This is a genomic window from Sandarakinorhabdus sp., assembly GCF_032115815.1.
Classification (GTDB): domain Bacteria; phylum Pseudomonadota; class Alphaproteobacteria; order Sphingomonadales; family Sphingomonadaceae; genus Sandarakinorhabdus.
In genome coordinates, this window is the sequence record NZ_JAUMBI010000026.1 from 1 (window position 1) to 8,184 (window position 8,184).

General features: G+C 66.4%; 8 protein-coding genes. 4 read left to right on the forward strand and 4 right to left on the reverse strand.

Annotated elements, in window-relative coordinates:
- Positions 1-1,340 (reverse strand): AMP nucleosidase (locus RT662_RS01265; RefSeq protein WP_313668466.1); only part of this gene is annotated, 1,340 nt, incomplete at its 3' end.
- Between the two features lie 54 nt (positions 1,341-1,394).
- Here RT662_RS01265 and RT662_RS01270 point away from each other — a divergent pair.
- Both RT662_RS01270 and RT662_RS01275 read left to right on the forward strand, forming a co-directional pair.
- Positions 1,395-2,543: an acyl-CoA dehydrogenase family protein gene (locus tag RT662_RS01270; RefSeq protein WP_313668468.1), complete on the forward strand. Its 1,149-nt coding sequence runs from the start codon at positions 1,395-1,397 to the stop codon at positions 2,541-2,543.
- Positions 2,544-2,583: 40 nt separating this feature from the next.
- Positions 2,584-2,982, forward strand: coding sequence for a DUF423 domain-containing protein (locus tag RT662_RS01275; RefSeq protein ID WP_313668470.1), 399 nt, complete (start codon positions 2,584-2,586; stop codon positions 2,980-2,982).
- A 3-nt stretch (positions 2,983-2,985) separates the two neighbouring features.
- Here RT662_RS01275 and RT662_RS01280 read toward each other — a convergent pair whose 3' ends face one another.
- Complete coding sequence (locus RT662_RS01280) at positions 2,986-3,762, reverse strand: class II aldolase/adducin family protein (protein WP_313668472.1); 777 nt, start codon at positions 3,760-3,762, stop codon at positions 2,986-2,988.
- Positions 3,763-3,785: 23 nt separating this feature from the next.
- On the reverse strand, positions 3,786-3,956 hold the full coding sequence (locus RT662_RS01285) for a DUF2256 domain-containing protein (RefSeq protein WP_313668473.1): 171 nt from the start codon (positions 3,954-3,956) through the stop codon (positions 3,786-3,788).
- Positions 3,957-4,026: 70 nt separating this feature from the next.
- On the opposite strand from RT662_RS01285, the gene RT662_RS01290 reads away from it, so the two are divergent.
- Together RT662_RS01290 and RT662_RS01295 are read left to right on the forward strand one after the other, a co-directional pair.
- Complete coding sequence (locus RT662_RS01290) at positions 4,027-5,637, forward strand: alkaline phosphatase D family protein (protein ID WP_313668475.1); 1,611 nt, start codon at positions 4,027-4,029, stop codon at positions 5,635-5,637.
- Between the two features lie 20 nt (positions 5,638-5,657).
- Positions 5,658-6,590, forward strand: coding sequence for a dienelactone hydrolase (locus RT662_RS01295; RefSeq protein WP_313668478.1), 933 nt, complete (start codon positions 5,658-5,660; stop codon positions 6,588-6,590).
- A 7-nt stretch (positions 6,591-6,597) separates the two neighbouring features.
- Here RT662_RS01295 and RT662_RS01300 read toward each other — a convergent pair.
- A partial coding sequence (locus RT662_RS01300) for a cation-translocating P-type ATPase (RefSeq protein ID WP_313668480.1) occupies positions 6,598-8,184 on the reverse strand: 1,587 nt, incomplete at its 5' end.

The window sequence follows — 8,184 nt, forward strand, 5'->3', positions numbered from 1 at the left end:
TGCTCCGAAATCGCGCCTTCATAGAAGCGGTTGGCCTGGCCGGGCAGCTTGATCTCGCCGTGCAGCGGCTTGTCGGAAACACACAGGAAAGTGCCGTAGGGGACGCGGAAGCGATAGCCCTGGGCGGCGATGGTGGCGGATTCCATGTCGATGGCGACCGCGCGGCTCTGGTTGAAGCGCAGGCTGCTTTGCGAATAGCGCAGTTCCCAGTTGCGATCGTCCGTCGTCACCACGGTGCCGGTGCGCAGGCGGGGTTTCAGCGCATCGCCGGTCATGCCCGTCACCTTCTCGGTGGCGAGTTGCAGCGCCTTCTGCACTTCGGAAAGCGCCGGGATCGGGATTTCCGGCGGCAGCACATCGTCCATCACGTGATCGTCGCGCAAATAGGCGTGGGCCAGCACATAATCGCCGATGGCCTGTGATGGGCGCAGGCCGCCGCAGTGGCCGATCATCAACCAGGCTTCCGGGCGCAGCACGGCGAGGTGATCGCAGATCGTCTTGGCGTTGGCCGGGCCGACGCCGATGTTGACGAGCGTGATGCCGGTGCCTCCCGGGCCGATCAGGTGCCAGGCCGGCATCTGGTTCTTGCGCCAGGCGAAATCGGCGGCGGCGTGCTCGGCATCAGGATCGTCAGCCGTGATGTTCAGCCCGCCGGGGCAAGCAAGCCGATCATAGCCGTTTCCGAGCTGCCGGCAGGCCCAGCGCACGAATTCATCGACATAGCGATGATAGTTGGTGAGCAGGATATAATGCTGGAAATCCTCCGGCGCGGTGCCGGTGTAGTGCTTCAGCCGGGCCAGCGAAAAATCGGTGCGCGGGCCGTCGAACAGGGCCAATGGGCGTTCATCGGCGCGGCTCTCGTCCCACAGGCCGTCGGCCAGTTCGTCGCCGATCTGCTGCAATTCGGTGGTGGGGAAATGCCGGGCCAGTTCCGATGCGGCGACGCCTTCCAGATTCAGGTCGGCCGCGCCATCGAGCACGTAGGGATAAGGGATTTCGACTTCGGAGCGGCCAACCGAGACCACCACGTCATAATCGGCCATCAACAGGCCCAACTGCTCTTCGAGATAGGCGCGGAACATCGCCGGGCGGGTGACAGTGGTGGTGTAGCTGCCGGGGCGATTGAGCCGGGCGAAGGCGCGGATCGGGCGCAGCGCGCGACGTTCGCCGGAGAATTCGAGGCGCAGTTCCGGGTAGGCCCAATCGCCGCGCACACGTTGGCTGCCATCGGGGGCGGCGCCATCGTTGATATAGGATTTCAGCGCATCGCGCAGGGCGGCGACGGACTGGGTGTGGATGTCGATCAACTGATCGACGATTGTGGCGGGGGCAAGATTCATCTGCAGCTATTGCCACGAATTGCCATGGCGTTTCCAGCCCCGTAGAGACTGAGCATGAGCCAGTTTGACCTGACCGACGACCAGAAGGCCATCCAGGAGGTCGCCCGCCGCTTCACGGCCGAGGCGATCACGCCCCATGCCGCGCGCTGGGATGCCGAGCACCATTATCCCAAGGACGTCGTGCAGGCCGCCGCCGCGCTGGGTTTCGGATCAATCTATGTGAGCGAGGCCGGCGGCGGCATCGGGCTGGGCCGGCTGGAAGCGGCGCTGATCATGGAAGCGATGGCCCATGGCTGCCCGTCAACCAGCGCCTTCATTTCCATCCACAACATGGCAACCTGGATGATCGACTGCTTTGGCGGTGACGCGGTGAAGGCCAAGTATCTGCCTTCATTGGTGACGATGGACCAGATCGCCAGTTACTGCCTGACCGAGCCGGGTTCGGGTTCGGATGCGGCGGCGCTGAAGACGCGGGCTGTCAGGGATGGCGATCATTATGTGGTGTCCGGATCGAAGGCGTTCATTTCGGGTGCCGGCGTCAACGATGTGTATGTGACGATGGTGCGCACCGGGGTGGATGGGCCGAAGGGCATCAGCTGCCTGGTGATCGAGCGCGACATGAAGGGCGTCAGCTTTGGCGCGCCGGAACGCAAGATGGGCTGGCGATCGCAGCCCACCGCGCAGGTGAATTTCGATGAAGTTCGGGTGCCGGTGGAGAATCTGGTCGGCGCCGAAGGTCAGGGTTTCAGCATCGCCATGGCCGGGCTGGATGGCGGCCGTCTCAACATCGGTGCGTGCAGTCTGGGCGGCGGCCAGCGCGCGCTTGATGAAGCCATGGCCTATACGCGTCAGCGCCAGCAGTTCGGCAAGGCCATCGCCGATTTCCAGGCGACGCAGTTTACCCTGGCCGATATGGCGACCGAGCTTTCGGCGGCGCGCGCGCTGCTCTATCAGGCGGCGGTGAAGGTGAGCGAGGGTGCGCCTGACAAGACGCAATTTGCCGCCATGGCCAAGCGTTTTGCCACTGATACCGGCATGGCGGTCGCCGATCGCGCGCTGCAGTTGCACGGCGGCTATGGCTATCTGATGGATTATCCGGTGGAGCGCATCTTTCGCGATCTGCGCGTGCACCAGATCCTGGAGGGCACCAACCAGATCATGCGCATGATCACCGCGCGTGAGATGATGCGGCACAGCAATTGAGGGGTTTTCAAGTGACGTTCACAGCATCAGTCTGTCCGCTATGAGCGAACCCACCGCACCCGCCCGCCCGCGTTACCTGCCGGCCTTTGCCTGCCTGAATGCGCTGATCGCGCTGGCGTTCGGCACCTTTGCTGCGCACGGTATTGATGATCCCCAGGCGAAAGACTGGATCATGACCGGGGTGACCTTCCAGCTGCCGCATGTTGCCGCCGTGTTCGGCCTGCTGGCGTGGCGCAATTCGCCGTTCGTTCATTCGGGCGCGTGGGCGGTGCTGGGCGGGGCCTTCGTGTTCGCGATGGATCTGAACCTGCTGGCGATGGGCGCGCCGAAATGGGTGGCGGCGCTCGCCCCCGCGGGCGGCACCGCCATGATGTTCGGCTGGCTGTGGCTGGCCGTGATCGCCTTCGCCGGCGATGCGCTGAACCGCTTCGAGAGCTGACGCTCAATCCCGGAACGATGGGTCGATCCGGTCCAGCTTCCTGAGCAGCGCCGGCCAGGCCAGCATGTTGCCCACCATTTTCAGCCCGGCGCGGCCCTGATCGGCGGCCTTTTCCGGGGTGCCCTGCGGCGGGTGATTGATCAGATCCTGGCCGCCGGCCAGCGCCAGACACTGGGCCTCGCAGGCGCGTTCGAGGAAATACATCTTGATGAAGGCCTCGGCCACCGTCTCACCCACGGTGAGCGTGCCGTGATTGCGCAGGATCATCGCGGTCTTGGTCGGGCCCAGATCCTGCACCAGCCGTTCGCGCTCATCCAGATCGGTCGCGACGCCTTCATAGTGGTGATAGGTCAGCTCGTCGCGGATCAGCATGGCCGTCTGCGTGATCGGCATCAGGCCTTCGCTGTGCGCGGAAACCGCCTGGCCGTGCGGCGTGTGCAAGTGGATGACGGCGTGGGCATCTTCGCGCGACATGTGGATGGCCGAATGGATGGTGAAGCCGGCGGCGTTGGTGAGATAGGGCGTTTCCATCACCGGATTGCCGTGCACGTCGATCTTGACGAGGGACGACGCGGTGATTTCCTCGAACATCAGATTATAGGGGTTGATCAGGAAATGATGCTCCGGCCCCGGCACGCGCACACTGAGGTGGGTGAAGATCAGATCGTCCCAGCCATAATGCGCCACAAGGCGGTAGGCGGCGGCGAGATCGACGCGCAGCGCCCACTCCTCGGCCGAAACCTGATCCTTCACACTCGGCGTTTTCAGTTGCGTGGCCATGTGATTCCTCCCCAAAATTTGCGTCATTCTGTCGTGCCGGCGCGCGCCCGTCCATAGGCGCCGCTGCGGCAGGCGTCGGAACAGTATCGCACATTCTCCCAATCGCGCGCCCATTTCTTCCGCCAGCTGAACGGGCGGCCACAGGCGGCGCAATCCTTGGTGGGCAGATCGGCCTTCTGGCGCATTTTCGCCATGGCGGCGGCCTCCCTCGAAATTGTCACAATATCCGGTTTAATGGCGCCAACGTCTAAAGGGGAATCAGCCATGCGTCCTGCCATTGATCGTCGCGCCTTTCTGGGGGCCACTGCAGCCGGCCTGATCCTGCCGGTGCGCCCGGCGCTGGCGCGGCTGTGGGCACCCAGCGGCTTCACCCATGGCGTGGCGTCGGGCCACCCCGGCCCCGGCGCGGTCACACTGTGGACCCGCTATGCCAGCGTGACGGGTGCGGCGACCGCACTGAAGCTGGAGGTGGCGGAAGACCAAGGCATGAGCCGCATCATCGCCCGCGCCGAAGCGGTGGCCGGCGCGGAAAGCTGGGGCACGGCGCAGGCGCGGGTGCAGGGCCTGCCTGATGGCAAGTGGCTCTGGTATCGCTTCACCGCGCCCGATGGCACGATGTCCATGGTGGGCCGCACCAAGACGCTGCCGGCGGGCAAGCTGGATCAGCTCAAGCTGGCGGTACTGTCCTGCTCCAACCGGCCGTTCGGGCATTTCAACGCCTATGCCCATGCCGCGGTGCGTGACGATATCGATGCGGTGATCCACCTTGGCGATTACATCTATGAATATCCGATGGGCACCTATCCGGAAACGGTGATGCCGGGCCGCGAGATCTTGCCGGTCGATGAAATCCTGATGATCGACGATTATCGCCAGCGTTACGCCAGTTATCGCACCGATCCCGGCCTGCAGGCGATCCACGCGCGATTCCCGATGATCGCCATCTGGGATGATCATGAATTCGCCAACGATACCTGGAAGGGCGGCGCCCAGAATCACCAGGATGATGAAGGCGTGTGGAATTTGCGCCGCGATGCGGCACTGAAGGCGCACCGCGAGTGGCTGATGAGCCCCGAGGTGCCGTGGCACCGCTATGATTTCGGCAATCTGGTATCGGTGATGACGTTGGACACCCGCATGTCCGGCCGTGACAAGCAGCTTGATCTCAATGCCGCACTGAAGGCTGGGCCGGAGGGCATCAAGGCGTTTGCCAGCGGCGAATGGCAGAACCCGGCCCGCACCCTGCTCGGCACCGAACAGGAAGCCTGGTTTGCCAGCGAAGTGGCGGCCAGCGTGAAGGCCGGCCAGCGCTGGCAGCTGATCGCGCAGCAGGTGGTGATGGGGGACATCATGACGCCGAAGAACGCGCTGGAGTTCCTTGCCCCCAATGCCGATGCCCGCGCACAAGGCTATGTGAAGGGCGGCATTGCGGCGGCACAGGCCGGCATTCCGGGCGCGCAGGACATGTGGTCAGGCTATCCGCAGGCGCGGCGCCGGCTGCTGAAGGCCATGGCCGATGCCGGTGCTGATCCCATCGTGATTGCCGGCGACAGCCACAATGCCTGGGCCTTCAATCACAGCCTGGATGGCAAGGCGGTGGCGGCCGAATTCGGCGTCCACTCCGTCACCTCGCCCGGTTACGAATCGGCGCTGGCGGCCGATCCGGCGCTGATCCGCGCCGCTCTGCTGCAAAGCTCGCCGGGGATGCAATGGTGCGACACCAGCCGCCGCGGCTATCTCACCTTGTCGTTCAACGCGGCCGAAACCCGCTGCGACTGGGTGTTCATGGACACGATCAAGACCGTGTCCATGGCCACCAGCGCGCCGCAGGCCGCCGTGGTGAAGCATGGCAAGCGCAAGATGACGCTGGCCTGATCGGGGGTTAAGGTGGGCGCGTGAAGGCCGCGCTCACCTGCATTGCCCTGATCTTCGCTGCGCCGGCGGCGGCGGCCGTGTGCGATGCGGTTTGGCGCGATGGGCCGCGTGGCCGTGATGTGCCGGTGCGCATCGATCTGCCCGATGGCAAGACCAAGGTGCCGGCGGTGATCTGGTCACCCGGCCTTGGCGGCACGCGCGGCAATGCTTCGCGCTGGGTGGCGGCGTGGACGGCGGCGGGCCTTGCCGTGATCCGGCTGGAACATCCCGGCAGCGATGCCAGCGTCTATCGCGGCCCCGCCACGCCGGAAGAACGGCAGGCCAAGGTGCGCGCCGGCATCGCGCCCGAACAGCTGATCGCGCGCATCGCAGATGTGGGCTTCGTTGCCGATGAACTGGCGCGGCGGCCACGCGAAGGGGCGTGTGATCTTGCCCGCATCGACAGCGATCATCTGGCGCTGGCCGGGCACAGCATGGGCGCCTGGGTGGTGCAGGCCATGGCCGGCCAGCGCCCGGATGGCGAACAGGCGCCGCTGATCGATCGCCGTTTCCGCGCCTTCATCGCCATGAGCACGACCGGCCCGGCTGACCCCGCCGCCGCCAAGGCACAGTTCGGCGGCATCGGCCGGCCGCTGCTGGTGGTCACTGGCAGCATGGACGGTTTGCCAGCCAAGGCCGCGCCCGACGTGGCAGCGAGCGAACGCGCCAGACGGGCCAGCCTGTTCACCGGCGCGCCGGCCGATGGCCGCAAGGCGCTCGCCATCATCGATGGTGCCGGCCATATGCTGTTTGCCGGCGACACCATCAAAACGCCTGCCCCGGCCGAGATGCAGGACCGCGTGGCGCGGCTGACCACACTTTGGTGGCGGCACTGGCTGCGGGGCGATGCCAAGGCGGAAAAGGCGCTGGCCAATCCGCCGCTGGGCAAGGCAGACCAGTGGCAGCGCAAATAGCGCCCCGTTAGCGGGCAGCCATCACCCGCTTCAGCATTTGCAGCAGGACGATGGCCAGCACGCCGCCGCCGCCGATGGCCAGCGCCAGCGCCGGCGTTACCGGCGTGAAGCGCAGCAGGGCGGTGAGCGGCGGCACGAACTGGGTGGCGGCGAGCAGGCCGAGGACTGCGGTGAGCACCATCGCCAGCACGCGCCCCGTACCGCCCAACAGCGTGGCCATGCCGCTGCCAAGGCGGCGGTTGACCAGCATCAGCACCAGCAGGCCCGTGACAAGGGCAACGAAGGCGGCGGAGCGGACCGCGGCTTCGGGAAGGCCGGCGTGCCACAGCAGGAGCGCGAAGCCGGCGACGAGGGCGAGCACGACGGCGCCTTCCAGGATCGCGGCGGCCAGCTGAGCCGGGGCGAACAGCGGTGCATCCGGTGCGCGCGGCGGGCGGGTCATCGCATCGGATTCGGCTTCCTCCGCCTCGAAGGCCAGCGCACTGACCGGATCGATGATCATTTCCAGCAGCGCGATATGGACCGGACCCAGCAGCAGCGGCAGGCCGAACAGCAAGGGCAGCAACGCCAGGCCAGCGATGGGGATGTGCACCGCCACGATGAAGCCCATCGCCTTCTTCAGATTGTCGTGGATGCGTCGGCCCAGCCGCATGGCGGTGACGATGGCGCTGAATTCATCGTCGAGCAGTACGATGGCGGAGGCTTCGCGCGCCACATCGGTGCCGCGGCCGCCCATGGCGACGCCAATGTGCGCGGCTTTCAAGGCGGGCGCGTCGTTCACACCGTCACCGGTCATCGCTACCACCTCGCCGCCGGCCTTCAGCGCTTCGACGATGCGCAGTTTCTGGCGCGGCTGAATGCGGGCGCAGACGCCGATCCCGGCCAGCCGGCGGCTGAGTGCGGCGTCGTCGAGCGTATCGAGTTCGGCGCCGGTGAGGGTTTCCAGCGGCGCGATGCCGGCCTGGGCCGCGATGGCGCGAGCGGTTTCCGGGTAATCGCCGGTGATCATCATCACCCGCACGCCGGCGGCCTGGCAGGCTCGCACGGCATCCGGCACATCGGCGCGCAGGGGATCGGCGATGCCCACCAGCGCGCGGAATTCCAGCGGCAGCGCGCTCAGAGCATCGGGCAACGGGCCATCGGGCAATGCACATTCGGCCAATGCCAGCACGCGCAGGCCCTGTGCCGCCATGGCGCCGGCAGCGGCCTCCATCGCGGCCGATGCGGTGGCATCAAGCCGGCACAGGCGGGCGATGGCTTCAGGCGCGCCCTTGGCCGCCACTTGCCCCGTATCCCAAGCCTGCGCCATCACCGGCTGGCCCGGCGCCAGCGGGTAAAGGTGCAGCACGTCGCCGGTGGCCGGCGGCGCACCCAGATCGCTGGCCAGCGTGTGGAAGGCGATGTCCATCGGATCGGTGGCGTGGGGCGGGCTGGCCAATCGGCCGAGCGCGGCAAGATCGGCGTGTGCGGCACGATCAGGCGCTGCGGCCGGCGTGCCATCGGGCCGCCACAGCGCCACCACCGCCATGCGGTTCTGGGTGAGGGTGCCGGTTTTGTCGCTGCACAATACGGTGGCGGCGCCCAGCGATTCGAT